We start from the raw sequence: 16,858 nt of genomic DNA on the forward strand, positions 1-16,858 counted from the left end.
TGCCACGATCCCTAGATGGTCTAGATTCGATACTTTCATCTCTGTATTAATATTTACCTCCTCTTTTTTGATTTTCGATGATTTTGATTTTCGGTAATTATTTTACCCTTCCATTACGAGCGGAATGTAGGCTAAAAGAAACTTTTTTAAATCCACAGATTGAAGGGAAGTACATTGATGCATGTCTTAATTCCTTTAGGTTTCAGGATGGCTGTAATAAACCTGCCCAAAATGAGGTTGCTAATCAATTCTGTCGTTGGAGACGTTATTCAAGTGCAATTCAGTGGCAAAGCCAAGATTTTGGATGGAAAAATCGAACAATAAATTGGAAATGGACAGAGAGATATACGGATGGGGACTTGCAAGCTAATTTCTTCTCCAATGAAGGTGCTAATCGCTTCACAGTAATTGAATGCAGATAATGCGATTACCGATCATGTAGTGCGATCACCGATCTTGTAGTGTGTGTTAATACAATGTAACGCACCTTATTTTTGTCTTAACAAAAGCAATCTATTCGGAGAAGTTTCTAGTCAGTTATAATGCCAGATAAGGATCTAGGAATTCACAATTATGGAAGTCCGTCAACCCCGCTATAGTAAAGAAGAATTTGCCCAACGTGGCGATTTAATCTATCAAACGCAAATACGCCCACAAGTTGAAGCAGGTAATCATGGCAAAATAGTTGCTATTGATATTGAGACTGGAGACTTTGAGTTAGCTAACTCATCAATGATAGCGGTTGATAAACTTTATGAACGCAACCCCGATGCTCAACCTTGGGTGATTCGGATTGGACATAGAGCCGTCTTTCGTTTTGGCAGTCGCAGCCAGAGAAAGCCCGTATGATGTTCGGTTTTGAGTGAATTATAGAGGCTTGCCAAAAATTCCATAAAAAAAGACTCGCATCGCGAGTCTTTTTGATTAAATACCTCCACCTTCAGAAAATCCTTCATATTCTTGAGGATGTTCAAAATTATCAACACGATCGCATGGCGTAAGGTGACGAGGACGAACATTCTTAAGCAGTTCTGAATCAATAATATAGTTGTTAATGGGATGCAAGGTATGTGCCTCAGCATGTCTTTCCAACTGCTCTACCCGATTGATCAGCGATCTGATCACATCACCTTCAGGATCGGGAACTTGAAAGTGATCGAGAGCCGAAACTTTTACACCATGACGATGCACAATGCGTCCAGGAATACCCACAACGGTGCAATCGGGAGGAACACATTTCAACACTACCGAGCCAGCACCAATCCGCGAATTGCTACCGATTTCAATATTGCCTAAAACCTTTGCTCCAGCGCCAATAACCACATTATTACCGAGGGTAGGATGACGCTTGCCTGATTGCTTACCAGTACCGCCGAGGGTGACACCTTGATAAATCAAGACATATTCCCCAATGATCGCGGTTTCGCCAATCACTACACCCATACCATGATCGATAAATGCACCCATGCCAATTTTTGCACCTGGATGAATCTCGATACCCGTAAAAAACCGCGCCATTTGCGAGATCATCCGAGGTATAACGGGGATCTTGAGCAAATTTAGCCAATGGGCAAAACGATATAACCAAATGGCATGGAGACCGGGGTAGCATAACAGCACTTCTAGCCAGTTACGCGCAGCAGGATCACGCTCAAAAATGATAGCGAAGTCAGCTCGCAGTGTTTTGATAATATTTTTCAACGGTTTAAAAACCCTTTTTTAAATGCTACTGCTGATTTTAAGATCCTAGCGGATATTTTGTATCAAACGTAACTACCCTTTGGAGTGAGTATTTAAGGTTTAGCTAATTTCCAAAAAATGCTTGGAATCTTGCCAAATGCTGTCTAAGTCTTTCCCAAGGGCGTGATCGTCATTTAGTAATTTTAAAGTAACTTGCGATCGCCTTTTTGCAAATTCCTCACTCAGAGATGCTGGTACAACATCATCATCGATACCATGAAAGATAAGCATAGGTAGCGATCGCGCCAAGTTTTCTTCTGAATATTTCTGAGCATCAACAAAGAATTGAAATTGTAAATTTACATTACGCTTCAGCCCGTAATGGTAAAACTCACGCACTCCCTCCTGTTGCCATTTAGTAACATTTTCTTCGCCTAAAGCTTTGGCAATGCGATGACTAAAGCCAAAAGCTGGGGCAAGTAAAATTAACTTCTGCACTAATAGGCTTTTCGCTGCAAGCTGCAAGGCTAAAAATCCACCGAGGCTAGAACCAAGTACGATGATCGGCTCGTTGTTGTAGAGATAGGTGCGATCGAGATATTCCAGTTGCTCCGAGAGCGTCACTGACGAAAAATCTGTGAGATTGAGGTCAGGAACATGCAAGGTTAGTCCTAATTCAGCAAACTTTTGTTGCATGTATCGGGCTTTGGTGGACTGGGGACTAGAGGCAAAGCCATGTAAATAGAGGTAGTTCATAGAGGTTTTGAGTTTTCATTTTGCCTTCAGGCAAAATGAAAACTGTTTTATTACCAAGCAGGATGTGAAAAGATTGCTTGCATTGTTTTATTGCCGCGCAATTGGTTAGAAAGTGGCAAATGTCCCCTTGGAGCATCCAAACTCCAAATAAACTCATTGGGATAACGGGTAAAAGATCCATCTTTCTTCCAACCAATCTTTTGCCAAAACTTTTCCCAACCTTTGCCAAGACTAAGCCAGATTTTACGCTGTACCGAAAAGCCAAACTTACCTTCGGAATAAACTAGCCAAAGTTGATTAATCGTTTGTAAATCACTAATGGGAATGGACTTAGCATCGGTGAAATATAGCCAACCTCTTGCTAGAGCCGCTTCACCTGCCGCCTCACATAATTTTTTGCTAGTAACGCGATCGGCTTCTTCAAAGTCTTGTTTTGCTAGCAATATTTGAATTGGTTGATAGTCGATCGCCTTTTCTGACTTTAAGGTGACGACACCATGAGGAAAATGAATTTGGGCTAGTTCGAGGGCTTTAGGTAAATCGCTTTGCAATAGGGTTTGATGGATTTTGCCATCGATCCATGTCACTTCAGTATTCGCCGCTTTGCGGACTTGAATAAATTCATCTAATACTTGTAAGCCTTCTTCTCCAAGGCTAGCTAATTCGGCGATCGCAGGTAATTGGTTTGCCTCTTTACCTGAAAACAACTTATCTTTTAATGCAGTTAGTTTTGTATCCATCAGAATCTTAAAAATCGCAAAAATCGCACCACTTTGAATTTACACCCTTAACTAGCCCAAAGACTTTAAAAAGCAGCACCCATGGGGTGCTGCTTTTTACAGCAACTTCCGATCAAACGAACCAAAATTCTTAGTTGGGGTTTGAGCGCAAAGCGCTGTAAAGTCTCAACCAATTAGTCAATGTAGCCCATTAACCCTGCATTGTCGATCTCATTAGAAGCAACAGGTCTGGTCTCACCCATTTGGGAGTAAGTTTCGTCAATCACTAGTCCCGAAGAACCAACAGGACGCTCACCCGCGATATAAAACTTATCGACAATTACAAATCCATCTTCGACGATCGGACGCTCGCCCGAAGACATAAATGTGCCAGTTACATGGACACCACCACTCACAATCGGACGCTCACCGCCCATTGTGGTGTAGGTGCTGCTAATTGCTAACTTGCTAGCTTCGATCGGACGTTCGCCCGAACTGTTGAAATATTCAACTGCACGAAAGCCACCATCAATGATGGGGCGATCGCCATAATGCTTAAGGGTTTCAGTCACAATTAATGAACCTTTTTGTGCGATTGATGCTGCAACGGGTTTAGAGTCTTCTTTCACCGCCAAAGCTGAGATATCCACTGTACCTGTTTTTGCAGTTGTTTCGGCTTCAGTTTTAGCTTTGGTAGGGCGAGAGGATTTTTCTTCAGGCTTGGTGCTTTCTGGCTTAGTGGTTTCAGCCTTGGTTTCGTTACTTGTACTCATGCTTTGCTTTCCTCAAAAATTTTATATTCAAGATATGCTCAAAAACTTTTAATTGGTAATGACGATTGCTAATGCAACCATCGCGATCATTAAAAAAACTTCTAAAGCTGTAGCCTTTCTAGTTAATTCTACAGAAAAAGTTAATACTCTATATATTTTGATAAGTCTTTACAACTAATTCAAAAATCTAGCAAAATCGAGTAATTTAGTCAGATAAAGACTTATATCTCTTATTTTCTATCATTACCTAAGATCTATCACATCTTAAAATACAGTTTATAAAATATTCTAATCTCACTTAAATTTAATAAAGAACTAGATTTTTGATGGTGCGGCTTCGCCGCGCCATCAAAAATCGTCTACTTATGTTACGGCAAATCCCTTACAGCGCTTTGCGCTCAAATCCGAACCAATAAACTTTTGGAAAGTGTTGCTTTGCAACACTTTCCAAAAGTTTATTGGTTCGTTTGATCAGAACCATTAATGATGTACTTTTGTCTAGCATCCAATGCACTATATCAATCTTGCTTGATAATGCATTAAGTGAATATGAGGAGAAGTTTCAATGTTTTTTATCTCTAAAAACAAAAAAATAGCCAATAACCCAAATGAGCGTGGCAATCAAGTTTGTCTGTGGTTTGGGACGGCGATCGCCTCTTCGATATTGATTAGTAGTGTTGCACAGGCGGAGACTACCAACGCTAAAGCAAATCCACAAAATCTAAGTGATTCTGGTTTACAGCAGGCGATCGGCGATGCTCAAACTACCTCACAACTCTCAGACAAAAACGGCTCTACGCCAATTGCCCCATCAATTGCATCAACTGAATCAGCATTAATTCATAGGATTAATCAAGATCTTCAAGAACTTAAAGATCTTAGTTCTGACAACAAAAACGCTCAAAACGTCACATCTGTTTCCCAGCTAACGGACGTCCGTCGCACAGATTGGGCTTTTACAGCTTTGCAATCTCTAGTTGAGCGCTATGGTTGTATCGCTGGATATCCCGATCGCACTTATCGCGGCAACCAAGCAACTAGTCGTTATGAGTTTGCCGCAGGACTCAATGCTTGTTTAGACAAAATCAACGAAATTATTTCCGCAGGCTTAACCGATAAAGTCAGCCAAGAAGATCTTGCCACACTCCAAAAACTGCAAGAAGAGTTTGCGGCAGAGCTTGCGACTCTGCGCGGACGTGTCGATGCCCTTGATGCCAAAACTACTAAACTCGAAGCACAACAGTTTTCAATTACGACTAAGTTATTTGGGCAAGCTATTTTTGGCTTGCAGACTCGCTCAAATAATTCTCCCAGCATCTTTGGCACAAAAACTGCCGACAATGGAACCAACTTAACTTTTGGCGGCAATGTGCAACTGAGTCTGTTTACTCAGCTTGACCAACGTAGTGCCTTGCTTACCAGTATGAGTATTAGCAATATCACCACAGCAGCTACGGGCAACAATGGGCTGAACAATTCCTTTACCCGTCTAGGTTACGAATCTAACACAGGCAACACAGTTGTCCTCAGCGATCTTACCTATCGCACTCTGATTACCGATAACCTTGCCGCGATCGCAGGACCTTTGGGAGTTAGTCCAGTAACAGTGTTTCGGGGTCCAGATCGCTACCAGAGTGCGGGTAATGGTGCTATTTCGTTATTTGCTCAGCGCAATCCGATTTTAAATCTGGGTAATACTACGGGTGGCGTTGGTTTTGACTGGCAAATCGCTAAAAGAACTAGTTTACAAGCCGTCTATTCAGCAGGTAATCCCCAAACTGCCACTGGTAATGGCGGATTATTTGGGGGCAACTACACTCTAGGCGCTCAATTTGTGTTTGCCCCTGTTAATCCTGTAGATGTAGCTTTGTATTATTTGCACTCCTATACAAGCAATGTTGGTACAACAAACACACAATTGGGTAGATTAGGTACAGGTGTGGGTGACGACATTGTGGCGATTAATTCTGCGGGTGGTGCTTTGCCGCTTAGTACAGATGCGTTTGGCAGTACGGTTAACTGGCGGATTTTGCCAACGCTAAATTTGGGTGGTTGGGTTGGCTTTACCTCCTCGACTGTCAGTGGATTAACAGGTAGTGTGCAGACTTTTAACTGGATGTCATATTTGACTTTTCCCGATCTATTTAAGGAAGGAAATTTGGGTGGTATCTATGTTGGACAACTTCCTAAAATTACTGGTAGTAACTTGAGTGGGAATAGCAATGTTCCAGACTATCTGGGCAATCCGCTATCTACTACTTCAGGTGCTAACTCTAGCTCTCAGAATACTGCTACAACCCATGTCGAGTTGTTCTATCGCCATCGTATTTCCAATAACATCAGCGTTACCCCCGGTTTGATCTTCCTATTCAACTCTGGAAATCGATTAGATAGTGATACTGTTACTATCGGTGTCCTCAGAACGACTTTTACTTTCTAAAAATTTGACAGATTCCCATAACCGATCGCAACCAAGTTTTCAGCACCTTCTTATGGAGTATTCCGATCATGTCAAAAAGAATATTTGTCGCTATGGCTCTTGCTAGCTGTAGTTTTATCCCTTCTCTAATTTTTACTTCCAATACCTTTACTCAAGGAAAATCTTTAGAAGAGTCTTGTCTGATTGGTCTAGCCTGTGCGGCGGCAGCTGAGCCTAATGTCAATTTTTCTAACTCCAATGACAGTGAAGAACTGACTTCAAAAATTCTAAAGCTTAACGATGATAAATCGTTATCTTCTCAAACTGAGACTCAAAATATTCTTTCAGGCGATCTCAATTCCGTACCTGTATTTATACCACCTGTTGTAATTCCACCACCTGTTGTAATTCTACCGCCACCACCACCTGAGCTTCCACCACCACCGCCACCACCAGTTTAAGAGCAATGCTCTCTAAGTGGCTAAGAAGTAAGCTGCAAACCTAAGATCCTGCCTAGTCTATGTTTGTTAAAAGAGTAATGGCGGCGCTTCGCGCCGCCATTACTCTTTTTAGGTTTATGTCTTAAGCAAAACTTGCATTGCTATATATTTTGGTAAAGAATCTGCTAAATCAAAAATCAATGTCACGATAGATTTCGGCGATCGCTAATTCAATGCTCAGTATTAGCAATCATGGGGCTATACTCTAGTTGTCAAAACCACATTTTTATTGTCCTGCGAGGATAAACAAGGAGCTTCAGCCCCTGCTTTCATAAGTCTTGCAAAACAGGCAATCATAGAGTTTAATTTATATAAGAAGCCTCAATCATCAGATTTGTAAATGAAAATATTTGTCTATCACACGCCTGAGCTAGTGCCTGCTGAAGGTATGCCTGATTGCGCGATCGCCGTTGATATTTTGCGAGCCACTACCACGATCGCTACAGCGCTTGCGGCAGGAGCCGAGGGAGTGCAAGTATTCTCAGATCTTGATGAGTTGATGCGTGTCAGTGAAGCGCATCCGCCAGAGTTGCGGATCAGGGTCGGTGAGCGTGGAGGTAAGACTGTAGAGGGTTGTGATTTGGGGAATTCGCCCTTTGACTTTACGCCAGATGTGGTGAAGGGCAAGCGGATTTTTATGAGTACGACTAATGGCACGCGATCGCTGCAAAAAGTCCAAAATGCCAAGAGTGTTTTAGCCTGCGCGATGATTAACCTTGGCTCGGTATTAAAGTATTTACGCGAAACTAAGCCTGAAACTGTGTGGATTGTGGGTTCGGGCTGGGAAGGTAGTTATTCGCTCGAAGATACGACCTGTGCAGGTGCGATCGCGGCTAATCTCGAAGATGAGGCTGATTTTGGTAATGATGAGGCGGTAGCCGCAGCGACGCTATATAAAGCTTGGAAGGGAGAGGTTGAGGAATTATTTTATCAAGCTAGTCATGGCAAACGCTTGCTAAAGCTTGACTGCGCTGAGGATATTGCCTACTGTGCCAAGCTTGATGTTGTTGATGTGTTGCCCAAACAATCTAGTGCAGGCTTGCTAGTTGCTGCCTAGTATAGCGATTTTCATTTTGCCTGCGGCAAAATGAAAACTCAAAACCTTTATTGGGATTGATTTTTTGTTTTCAAATGAGTATGTACTCATTTGAAAACCGCTATAGTACTAGATTGAGTAAGCATTAATTTCCCTTGTCGCCATGCCACCGTCTCACTGTTCTTCTCTGCTCATGACTCCCTTGGCAAAACAAGTGGCAAATATTACTGGATCGACGGCAAAGCCAGAACGCCTTACTCCTCCTCTGAAATGGGCTGGCGGTAAGCGTTGGCTAGTGCAACATTTGCAGCATACTTGGCAAAAGCACAGCGATCGCCGTTTGGTAGAGCCATTTTGTGGAGGCTTAGCGATCGCTTTGGGCTTACAACCTCAAAAAGCCCTGTTAAATGACATCAATCCCCATGTCATCAATTTCTATAAATGTTTGCAAAAAGGCTTGAAACTGGAAATTGAGACAGCAAATATCCGCGAGTTTTACTATGCTCAGAGAGTAGAATTTAATCGCTTAATCCAAGCTGGTGAAGCAGACACACCAAAAGCCGCACAATTATTTTATTATCTCAATCGTACTGGCTATAACGGGCTTTGTCGGTTCAATCAAAAAGGTGGTTTTAACGTTCCATTTGGAAAATACAAAAAGATTAATTACAACGAAGATTTCTCGGCGTATAAAGTGACACTTTCGCAATGGAAGTTTACGAATACAGATTTTGGCAAAATTAAAATTAACTCAAATGATCTGATTTATGCAGATCCTCCCTACGATGTTGAATTTCGCCAATATTCTAAAAATGGCTTTGAATGGTCAGAACAAGAGCGTCTAGCCCAATGGTTAGCAAATCAAAACTGCCCTGCGATCGCATCCAATCAAGCCACTGATCGCATTCTCTCTCTCTACAAAGATTTAGGATTTAAATATAAAATTCTTGATGCCCCAAGACGAATTAGCTGCAATGGCGATCGCGTTCCTGCGAAAGAAATGCTTGCCTATAAGGGATTTGACAGGGAATTTAATAGGGGACTAGAACTATCATGAGTCTTCGCAATACGGAAACTGGCGCAGTTTTAGAGCAGATGGTATTGCATTCCTTAATCTATGGTGGCTATCTCTATCAGTCACAGCAATATATTGGCAGTCGCCCAGGCGGAGGAAAACATAAAATTGATGTCGTCGCCAATCGTGGCGATCGCAATGTTTTGATTTCTCTAAAATGGCAACAGGTGGGCGGTACTGCCGAGCAGAAAGTTCCCTTTGAAGTAATTTGCTTGATGGATGCGATGGATCAAAATCCCAATTATCAAAAGGCTTATTTAGTCCTTGGTGGTGAAGGTTGGACTTTGCGAGAGTTTTATATTTCAGGTGATTTGCAGCAATATATTCCCTATGGCGATCGCGTAGAGATTGTTACCCTTGAGAGATTCATTATGAAAGCCAATATGGGGAAACTTTAAATTAATCAAAACACTTCCTGTCAAGCAAAAGTCACTAACAGCCTGCACTGGGTGTCGCTTCTCTTCCTTCACTGACTCGATACCATTCACAAAAAAAAGAGGGAGCGCTTAGCGCTCCCTCTTTTTAAGAAATCTTATGTTCCTTCTGTCCAAGAATTGAGATAGTGAACTTGCTCAGGAGTTAGAGTATCAATCTTGATACCCATTGCTTGTAGCTTCAAACGAGCAATCTCTTGATCAATATCCTTCGGAATTGGCACAACACCCGCAGGCAAATTACCCTTGTTCTTAACTAGAAATTCACAGGCAAGTGCTTGGTTTGCAAAGCTCATGTCCATAACACTAGCAGGGTGACCTTCAGCCGCCGCAAGATTAACTAGACGACCTTCACCGATGACGATGACAGACTTGCCAGACTTGAGTTGATACTCTTGCGTGAAGTTCCGCACAAAGCTTGCGGATTCGCTGAGATCGTTAAGTGCAACTAGGTCAATTTCTAGATCGAAGTGACCAGAGTTAGCCACGATCGCGCCATCTTTCATGGTTTCAAAATGTTCACGACGGATTACATGCTTGTTACCAGTAACGGTGATAAAGATATCGCCGATCTTGGCTGCTTCATCCATAGGCATCACACGGAAACCATCCATAGCAGCTTCGATCGCCGCAACAGGATTGATTTCGGTAACAACTACGCTTGCACCCATACCGCGTGCGCGAAGAGCCACGCCCTTACCACACCAACCGTAACCAGCGACAACAATTACCTTGCCAGCCAACAAAATATTGGTAGCGCGGATAATGCCATCAAGAGTTGATTGCCCCGTACCGTAGCGGTTATCGAAGAAATGCTTAGTTTCGGCATCGTTAACAGCGATCGCAGGGAAAGTCAACTTGCCATCGCGGAACATGGCATTGAGACGCACTAGCCCTGTGGTGGTTTCTTCGGTAGTACCGATGATTTCAGGGATTTGGTCAGCGTGGTGTAGTACCAAAGTTGTGGTTACATCGCTACCGTCATCAACGATGATGTGGGGACGGTGAGCCAGAGCCATTTCAACGTGGCGATGGTATGTAGCGTTGTCTTCACCTTTGATTGCAAATACTGAGATCCCGTGATCGTAAACCAACGATGCTGCAACGTCATCTTGGGTCGAGAGGGGATTACTAGCGATCAAAACTGCATCGGCTCCAGCCGCTTTAAGGGCGATCGCGAGGTTTGCGGTTTCAGTCGTGACGTGGCAGCAAGCAGCGATGCGGATACCTGCAAGGGGCTTCTCAGCAGCAAAGCGATCGCGGATTTGACGCAATACGGGCATTTCGCGGCTAGCCCATTCGATGCGTTGTTTGCCTAGTGGTGCAAGTGTAATGTCCTTAATCTCGTGCTTAACGGTCACGGTTTCAGGTGCAATGGTTGTGGACATGTATAAGTTGAAATTTTTACAAAATTTAACTTCATTATATGCCAAGCAAACTAAATATACTAATTTACGAAAGTGTAGCGACACTTTTATGAATTATATAGCAAAGCAAGTTTTGTTTAGGACATAAAACCCAAGAATCGAGTGGCGGCACTTCGCGCCGCCACTCGATTCTTGGGTTTTGGTTTGTACTAGCTAACTTTTTTTGCTATAGCAATGTAAGTTTTGCTTAGGACATAAAAACCAAAAGATTAGGGGCGGCGCTTCGCGCCCCTAATCTTTTGGGTTTTGATTTTTGTTCGAGCTATCTCTTACGTTGCTATAAAAAGCAATTGCTGTAAAAGCCCTCACCCCTAGCCCCTCTCCCGCAGGAGAGGGGAACAAGAAATTATGGGTTTTACGCCCCTTCTCCCGCAGGAGAAGGGTTACGTGACTCCTAAATAGCGAACAAGGCGCTTAAGCGCCTTATCTGTATGCATTTGATATTAATTTTTTAACGCGAAAATCCTGTTGATCACATCTTCAACAACGCGATCGGGTGTGGATGCGCCAGAAGTTACACCGACCTTGATTTTGCCCGTGGGTAGCCAATTGGTAGCTTGCTTGATCGCTTTGCCTAGGGGCTTATGTTCGATCGCCTCCGCCGAGAGAATCCGATGCACATCATCAATGTGATAGGAGGGAAGATTGCGCTCGATCGCAATTTCTTGTAAATGGGTTGTATTCGAGGAATTGTAACCACCGATCACGATCATCAAATCGAGATCCTCTTCCACAATCTCAAACATCGCATCTTGACGTTCTTGAGTGGCATCGCAAATTGTATTAAAGGAAAGGAAATGCTCATTAACATGTTCCACACCATACTTTTGCATCATCGTCTTTTCAAACAACTTACCGATCGCTTCAGTTTCACCCTTAAGCATCGTGGTTTGATTAGCCACACCAACTCTTTCAAGATCGCGATCGGGATCAAATCCTTCTGACATGGCTTTACTGAACTTGGTGAGAAATTCTTGGCGTTGGCGAAGCCTCTCCGTAGGAGACTCGCCACCATTGAGCATGTAATTAGCTACATACTCGGCTTCTTTCATATTCAGCACCACCAGATAGCGCTTGGCGTAAGAACTTGTGGCGATCGTCTCTTCGTGATTGTATTTACCATGCACGATGGAAGTAAAGTCAGCTTTTTTGTGCTTCTCGACGCGATTCCAAACCTTCGATACCCAAGGACAAGTTGTATCAACAATTTTACTACCAAGTTTGTCTAGCAACTGAGTTTCCTGCACACTAGCGCCAAAGGCTGGCAAAATCACCACATCACCCTGTTCCACACCTGAGAAATCTTTGTCTCCATCATTATTCACAGGTACAAACTGAACTTCCATTTCCTTGAGTTTGGCATTTACGGAAGGATTATGAATAATTTCATTAGTAATCCAAATTCGTTCTGTTGGGAACTGAGTGCGCGTTTCGTATGCCATCGCTACAGCTCTTTCCACACCCCAACAGAAACCAAAGGACTTTGCCAAATAAATCGTCACATCACCTTGCGTATACACATAGTCATGCTCACGAATAGTTTGGATCAAGTCACTATGATATTGCGATCGCATAGTTGATTCAGCTTCTTCTCCATGTCCAAAGCCTTGTCGAAAATAATTAGGCGACTTATGCAAAGCCCTCCGCATAGCTTGAGTATCGAGCGTATTATCCATGCGCTTAGATTAATCCTAGGTAATTGTGCTGAAAGTATTATAACGGGCTAGCGTGAAAATTGACTTTGCAGAATTACGAGCTAATGGCTGTGGCAAGCCTATTTAGCTGATCATCCACATCTTTGCGAGCTAGAAACTCATTAGCCACAGCCACTAGATTCTCTAAGTTTTTGGGATCGGCTTGAAAGGTAGAAATCTTTTTGTTGGCGGGAACTAGAGGCTGATACCGATCATATCCTCCGTCAATTAACTGCGTGGCTATATAGTCAACCGAATCTGCGGAGCCATCAGAGAATACATCAAGCAGAGGAATTCCTTTGGTGATACTCAGCCAATCTAAGGCTCCCCAAGTTTGTGCATCAGCAGGGGTAATTCGGTTTTCCAATTGTCCTGTCCCAAATGATGCAACAAGAATATTATCCAAACTTACAGGTTCAGCGATCTCACCCTTTCTCCCCATCTTGATACATTCAGCGATCGCGCAGAGCGTTGGATTATTGGCAACTACGCCACCATCAATTAAGGGAACACCCTTAATCTCAGGCGGAAGCTTAATAGGTAAAGGGTTACTAATAATTGAGTGTTGAGGATCTTTTTCTAAACTAGCAATATACTTCTCTTCAGTCAAAATATATCCTGCAAATGCTGTGGGAGCCGCCGAAGAACAACGGCAAACTTCCCAAATTGGAATGTGCTTAAATTCAGGTTGATTGCTCTTAAAAACTACCGCAGTGCGATTGTAGGTATCATAGGAAACTACAATGGTTGGAGGTAATGAGCCAAATGGATCCTGATCAAAAATATTAACTTCCTGAAGCACTGACTCTAGTCCTTCGCTAGGAAATAAAGGAAGAGAAGGATCACCCTTCTTGATTTTTTCAATAAGATTATTCCACCAAAAGATTGGGTCCATGTCAGGAAAGATGCTGATACCTTTCTCCATATAAAATTGGCGAAGTTGAGATGTAGGTATTCCTCTAGCGATCGCACAAGCGATAATACTGCCTGTAGAGGTTCCTGCAAACAAATCAAAATAACTTTTTAGAGGCTGATCCAATTTCTGCTCTAAGCACTCTAAGATTACAGCCGTGATCAGTCCACGAATACCACCACCATCACAAGCGAGAATTTTAAATTTACTTGAGCTAGCCATAATTTTCTCTCCCTGTCAATCTGAGTAATGTGCTTTCAAAAAACCAATTTTGGTGTTTCCAGAGCCTTCGCTCTGGAAACACCAAAATTGGTTTCATCATGACAATTGCTAATGTGCGACTATAAAATAATTATGAATTGTCATTGTCTCAAAATTGATCTAGGAATGTTAATTTAATATGGAAAATCCTGCAATTACCGATCACGAAATCCATCCTTTGATCGCTGAGCGATGGAGTCCCCATGCCTTTGATAACAAGCCTGTTGAAACAGCAAAACTTGCTCAGTTGTTTGAAGCGGCAAGATGGGCTTCTTCTTGTTTTAATGACCAACCTTGGACATTTATCGTCGCGACTAAAGACGACACCGTGAATTATCAAAAACTACTCGATTGCTTAGTGCCTGCTAACGTGGTCTGGGCGCAAGTTGCTCCAGTTTTGGGAATCGTCGTGGCTCAAAAAAACTTTAAACATAATGGCAAACCTAATGCTTGGGGTGAATACGATGCAGGGCAAGCGGCTGCAACTTTAGTATTGCAAGCAACAGCTTTAGAGTTAGTCGCGCGCCAGATGGGGGGCTTTGATGCAGCTAAGGCGATCGCCACTTTTAATATTCCTGAAACGGCGAAACCTATGGCAGCGATCGCGATCGGTTATGCGGGAGAACCTAGCAATTTACCCGCAGATTTACAGGCGCGCGAAAATGCTCCTCGCTCTCGTCATCCCTTATCCAGCTTTGTATTTACAGGTGAATGGGGCAACTCAGCTTCATTTGTTTAGATTTAACGTGAGTTCGGGATAAGCTACAAAATTTTAAAAGCCAAAACAGTAAAAGCCTCGCTTCGCGAGGCTTTTACTGTTTTGGCTCCTAGAGAGGGTTCGCAGCGCGAACCCTCTCTAGGAGCTAGTTTGAAATTAACCCGAACTTAGGTTAGATTTACTGCGCTTTGCGCTCAAACCCGAAGCAAGAAAATCCTTTAAAGTATTGCCTTGCAACGCTTTAAAGGATTTTCTTGTACACAATAGAGCGTACGCTTCGCGCACGCTCTATTGTGTTATAGCAAGCCTGCTTGAGCCAAGCCCAAAATTAGCCCTGCGCCAAGAACATGACCGAAGCTAGTAACTGCTAGAAATTCTGGCAATCCAAAACCTGAAAATAACCCAGGTAATTCTACTGGTAAGCTAGGACCAACACCTTTGACTTGAATGCCATAGCGAGCAACAACCAACGCAAATACGTTAGCTGTAACCATGATCAATCCAACACTTGGTGACCAAGTAGGAGTAGCGGGAACTGCGGCAAGTAAGTTAAAAGCTAGATGTGTCATAAGTTTGTTTTCCTAAGTCTAATTACCTATAATTTTTTTAATTTCCATAATCCTAAGAGGTATCTAGACATCAGAAAATTCTTCTTAAGTTAAATTTATTAAACTTAGTAATCGTTTACAGTTCTAGCGATCGCGACAAAGAAAACCCCAAAGATGAAAGGTGGCACGAAGCGCCACCTTTCATCTTTGGGGTTTAAAGTGACGACAGATCAACATGAAAATTTTAAATTTCTTCCAAAACTTTGAAGCGAACATGATTAAGCGCAAGTTCACCAATGGAATAAGGTTGAGGTTGAATTGTCTCAAAAAATATGCCTTTTCCAATTTCTACATGATACCAAGGTAATCCCATAAACCAGCGTGTAGGATAGGGACGGGAGCCAGTATCATCAGGATTTGATTCCATTGGCAACCATCCAATACTGGGAATATAGAACTCAATCCAAACATGGTTGTAATACTGATGCAGAGGAATATTCATCACCAAATCATTTTCATGGGGACATTTATAGCGCCCCACCGTGCGACAAGCAATTCCATTTAAGCGCGTTAGAGCTAGTAATAAACCCACATATTCACCACAGGAGCCAGTACCTCTGACTAGAACTTCCTCAGGAGCAGCAATATAAGGTGTGACGCGATAGGAGAGCTTATCATAGACGTAATCGCGAATCAACAACATCTTTCGCAAAATATTGGTTTCATCTCCCACGGCTTCCTTAGCTGCGGCTTGAATGATCGGATGATCCATGCTCAATCCATCGTCATCGACTAGATAGAGCTTCTGCATTTCGGGAGATAGTTCAGGCACAAATTCCACCTCACTATCCTTGAGTTCATATTTGATGCCATGTAGTTCTAGAGTAGCTTTCCAGCCAAACATGCGAGATTCTTCAGGTTTCAGGTTGCCGAGTTTGAAGGCGGCGACACGCTGACCATCCACAATTTCTTCTTCAAAGGGAATGCCAATTGGCTCGATCGCTAATAATTTTTGACGATAGTTATCGGTGGGATAGGCAACTCGCCATGTGAGGTTATAGACGGAAGTTGGTTCTTCAGAAGAGAGTTCTTCAAGATAGATCATCTCCACTTTATAGCCACTGGTGAGGGTATAGTTTAACTTTCCATCTTGGTAATGATTGAATTTGAGCCGATGGATAAAGGTTTTTTCACGGGTAGAAACTGAAAATGGCTGATCTAAGTCGTTAGGATTATCACGGATGTAGTTTTCGTCACCTGAGTAAACCACATACAGATCATCTCCCAAAAATCCTAATCCCATCGGATTGGGAAATGGAGTTAAGCCACGGTGCAAAATTTCACCTGTTTTGGCGTTGAGGCGATAAATAGTCTCCTCAGTGCGATCGCTGACCCACAATTCTTCACCGACTAGGGTTAGCGCTTCAAATCCTGCCCCCGGCGCATCCATAATGCGTAGTAAAGTGCGGGTGGCGCGTCCAAACACAAAGATTTTGCCAACTTCGCGAGAACTTACATATACACCGCCATCGGATACGGCGATACCATCGATCTTATTGGGTAGCTCCATAAATGGTTGCAGCTCAAAGTCAACCATATTGCAGTAATAAATTCCATTGTCCTTAGTAATCCAAAGCGTCTCTCCCGCGATCGCTAAGCCCGTGGCATCTCGAAACTGCAACGCTGTATAGTTATTCAGTACGGTTGCGCCTTCGGAGAAGGGATCGATTTTGAGCAGATGTCCTTGATAGGCATCGACACAAAGCGCATAGGGTTTGCCACTATCTACATCAGTACTTAAATCATCAGTACTTACATCGGTTTGCCACACTAAACCGTGAAGGTTATAAGCGCCAATGGGATAAATCGTGCTTGGTAAGCTAGGCATAGGGTATTTCGACGGGT

The 16,858-nt window shown here is 42.9% G+C and carries 17 protein-coding genes; 8 read left to right on the forward strand and 9 right to left on the reverse strand.

Annotation, left to right across the window (positions count from 1 at the left end):
- The first annotated feature begins 77 nt into the window (after nt 1–77).
- Together B9G53_RS26670 and B9G53_RS04190 are read left to right on the forward strand one after the other, a co-directional pair.
- On the forward strand, nt 78–422 hold the full coding sequence (locus B9G53_RS26670; RefSeq protein ID WP_141211704.1) for a hypothetical protein: 345 nt from the start codon (nt 78–80) through the stop codon (nt 420–422).
- 151 nt (nt 423–573) lie between these two features.
- A complete protein-coding gene (locus B9G53_RS04190; RefSeq protein WP_094529495.1) occupies nt 574–849 on the forward strand; it encodes a hypothetical protein in 276 nt (91 codons plus the stop codon).
- Between the two features lie 75 nt (nt 850–924).
- Here the strand turns inward: B9G53_RS04190 and cysE are convergent, their stop codons facing one another.
- The 4 genes from cysE to B9G53_RS04210 all read right to left on the reverse strand — a co-directional run bounded on the left by cysE (nt 925) and on the right by B9G53_RS04210 (nt 3,928).
- Complete coding sequence (gene cysE, locus B9G53_RS04195; protein WP_094529498.1) at nt 925–1,701, reverse strand: serine O-acetyltransferase; 777 nt, start codon at nt 1,699–1,701, stop codon at nt 925–927.
- Between the two features lie 99 nt (nt 1,702–1,800).
- Nucleotides 1,801–2,436, reverse strand: a complete 636-nt coding sequence (locus B9G53_RS04200; protein ID WP_094529500.1) for a carboxylesterase — start codon at nt 2,434–2,436, stop codon at nt 1,801–1,803.
- Between the two features lie 50 nt (nt 2,437–2,486).
- A complete protein-coding gene (locus B9G53_RS04205) occupies nt 2,487–3,176 on the reverse strand; it encodes a GUN4 domain-containing protein (protein ID WP_094529502.1) in 690 nt (229 codons plus the stop codon).
- Nucleotides 3,177–3,349: 173 nt separating this feature from the next.
- Nucleotides 3,350–3,928, reverse strand: coding sequence for a hypothetical protein (locus B9G53_RS04210; protein ID WP_094529504.1), 579 nt, complete (start codon nt 3,926–3,928; stop codon nt 3,350–3,352).
- Nucleotides 3,929–4,493: 565 nt separating this feature from the next.
- Between B9G53_RS04210 and B9G53_RS04215 the strand changes: the two genes are divergently transcribed.
- The 5 genes from B9G53_RS04215 (at nt 4,494) to B9G53_RS04235 (ending at nt 9,356) form a co-directional block, all read left to right on the forward strand.
- Nucleotides 4,494–6,368, forward strand: coding sequence for an iron uptake porin (locus tag B9G53_RS04215; RefSeq protein ID WP_094529506.1), 1,875 nt, complete (start codon nt 4,494–4,496; stop codon nt 6,366–6,368).
- Nucleotides 6,369–6,436: 68 nt separating this feature from the next.
- Nucleotides 6,437–6,808 carry a hypothetical protein gene (locus tag B9G53_RS27180; protein WP_176453089.1) on the forward strand — a complete coding sequence of 124 codons (372 nt, stop codon included), beginning with the start codon at nt 6,437–6,439 and terminating at the stop codon, nt 6,806–6,808.
- A gap of 379 nt (nt 6,809–7,187) precedes the next feature.
- On the forward strand, nt 7,188–7,904 hold the full coding sequence (locus B9G53_RS04225; protein WP_094529510.1) for a 2-phosphosulfolactate phosphatase family protein: 717 nt from the start codon (nt 7,188–7,190) through the stop codon (nt 7,902–7,904).
- Between the two features lie 142 nt (nt 7,905–8,046).
- The gene (locus B9G53_RS04230) at nt 8,047–8,940 is read left to right on the forward strand and encodes a Dam family site-specific DNA-(adenine-N6)-methyltransferase (protein ID WP_094529512.1); all 894 of its coding nucleotides are present in this window, start codon (nt 8,047–8,049) and stop codon (nt 8,938–8,940) included.
- Nucleotides 8,937–9,356, forward strand: coding sequence for a PD-(D/E)XK nuclease superfamily protein (locus tag B9G53_RS04235; protein WP_094529514.1), 420 nt, complete (start codon nt 8,937–8,939; stop codon nt 9,354–9,356). Before B9G53_RS04230 ends, B9G53_RS04235 begins: the two co-directional genes overlap by 4 nt.
- Nucleotides 9,357–9,490: 134 nt before the next feature.
- Here the strand turns inward: B9G53_RS04235 and ahcY are convergent, their stop codons facing one another.
- The 3 genes from ahcY to B9G53_RS04250 form a co-directional block, all read right to left on the reverse strand.
- Nucleotides 9,491–10,780: an adenosylhomocysteinase gene (gene ahcY, locus B9G53_RS04240; protein WP_094529516.1), complete on the reverse strand. Its 1,290-nt coding sequence runs from the start codon at nt 10,778–10,780 to the stop codon at nt 9,491–9,493.
- 482 nt (nt 10,781–11,262) lie between these two features.
- Nucleotides 11,263–12,495 carry a 4-hydroxy-3-methylbut-2-enyl diphosphate reductase gene (locus B9G53_RS04245; protein ID WP_094529518.1) on the reverse strand — a complete coding sequence of 411 codons (1,233 nt, stop codon included), beginning with the start codon at nt 12,493–12,495 and terminating at the stop codon, nt 11,263–11,265.
- Between the two features lie 73 nt (nt 12,496–12,568).
- The gene (locus B9G53_RS04250; RefSeq protein ID WP_094529520.1) at nt 12,569–13,648 is read right to left on the reverse strand and encodes a patatin-like phospholipase family protein; all 1,080 of its coding nucleotides are present in this window, start codon (nt 13,646–13,648) and stop codon (nt 12,569–12,571) included.
- A 178-nt stretch (nt 13,649–13,826) separates the two neighbouring features.
- Between B9G53_RS04250 and B9G53_RS04255 the strand changes: the two genes are divergently transcribed.
- Nucleotides 13,827–14,426: a nitroreductase family protein gene (locus B9G53_RS04255; protein ID WP_094529522.1), complete on the forward strand. Its 600-nt coding sequence runs from the start codon at nt 13,827–13,829 to the stop codon at nt 14,424–14,426.
- 275 nt (nt 14,427–14,701) lie between these two features.
- Here the strand turns inward: B9G53_RS04255 and psaK are convergent, their stop codons facing one another.
- Both psaK and B9G53_RS04265 read right to left on the reverse strand, forming a co-directional pair.
- Entirely contained in the window at nt 14,702–14,974 is a 273-nt protein-coding gene (gene psaK / locus B9G53_RS04260) for a photosystem I reaction center subunit PsaK (RefSeq protein WP_094529524.1), read from the reverse strand.
- 223 nt (nt 14,975–15,197) lie between these two features.
- On the reverse strand, nt 15,198–16,841 hold the full coding sequence (locus B9G53_RS04265) for a transglutaminase domain-containing protein (RefSeq protein ID WP_094529526.1): 1,644 nt from the start codon (nt 16,839–16,841) through the stop codon (nt 15,198–15,200).
- Between the last annotated feature and the right edge of the window lie 17 nt (nt 16,842–16,858).

Origin of the sequence: Pseudanabaena sp. SR411, from assembly GCF_002251945.1 — a bacterium.
Taxonomy (GTDB): domain Bacteria; phylum Cyanobacteriota; class Cyanobacteriia; order Pseudanabaenales; family Pseudanabaenaceae; genus Pseudanabaena.